Source organism: Nonomuraea sp. NPDC049784 (assembly GCF_040659615.1).
Taxonomy (GTDB): domain Bacteria; phylum Actinomycetota; class Actinomycetes; order Streptosporangiales; family Streptosporangiaceae; genus Nonomuraea.
In genome coordinates this window covers 1-1,030 of sequence record NZ_JBFAMX010001326.1, presented here as the reverse complement: position 1 = coordinate 1,030, position 1,030 = coordinate 1, and the positions used below count along the sequence as shown (strand labels likewise).

General features: G+C 70.9%; 1 protein-coding gene. It reads left to right on the top strand.

Annotation, left to right across the window (positions count from 1 at the left end; genetic code table 11):
- A partial coding sequence (locus AB0J09_RS65775) for an MFS transporter (RefSeq protein ID WP_360714765.1) occupies positions 1–914 on the top strand: 914 nt, incomplete at its 5' end.
- Positions 915–1,030: the final 116 nt, after the last annotated feature.

Genomic DNA, 1,030 nt, shown 5'->3' with positions numbered 1-1,030 from the left:
TGGCGGTCGGCGGCGAGTGGGGCGGGGCCGCGCTCATGGCGGTCGAGCACGCGCCGGAGGGCAAGAAGACCTTCTACGGCGGCTTCGCCCAGCTCGGCAACCCGGCGGGCGCGCTGCTGGCCACCGGCGCGTTCAGCCTGATCACCCTGTTCGGCGATGACGCGCTGCACTCGTGGGGCTGGCGGGTGCCGTTCATCATCTCGGCCGTGCTGGTGCTGGTCGGCCTGTTCATCCGCCTCCGCGTCGAGGAGTCGCCCGTCTTCGAGCAGACCGACAAGACCGGGGTGCCGATCAAGGAGGTCTTCCGCACGTCGTGGCGGTCGGTGCTGCTCGGCATCGGCACGCTGCCCGTGGCCATCGGCGGCTACTACATCCTCACCACGTTCCTGCTGTCGTACGCCACGGGCCCGTCCGTCGGCGAGACCGAGCAGCTCATTCTGAACGGCCTCAGCTTCGCCGCGTTCGTCGAGCTGGTCGCCACGCTCGGCATCGCCTGGATGGGTGACAGGTTCGGCGGGCGCAAGGTGGCCATCTGGTTCCTGATCATCACTGCGGTGCTGGCCGTGCCGCAGTTCGCGGTGCTCGGCTCGCACAGCACGTTCCTGATCTTCCTGATGCTCGGCCTGATGCGGCTGGCCACCTCGGGCACGTACGGGCCGATGGCCGCCATCCTGTCCGAGATGTTCCCGCCGCACGTCCGCTACACCGGGATCTCGCTCGCCTACCAGGGCGCCGGCGCGATCTTCGGCGGACTGTCCCCGCTGGCCGCCACCGCTCTGGTCGGCGTGTACGGCGGCGCCGCCTGGCCGGCCGTGGCCCTGCTCGTCGCGATGTGCGCGCTCAGCGTGCTCTGCCTGGCCGTGGCGCCCCGCCACCGCGACCGCGTGCCGGCCGCTCCCATCACCATCGAATAGGAGAGTGCATTGTCCACCACCGTCATCACCGGCGGGAGGGTCGTCACCATGGACCCCTCGAACGCGTACGCGCAGGCCGTGGCCGTGCGCGACGGCCGCGTCCTGGCCGTCGGGCG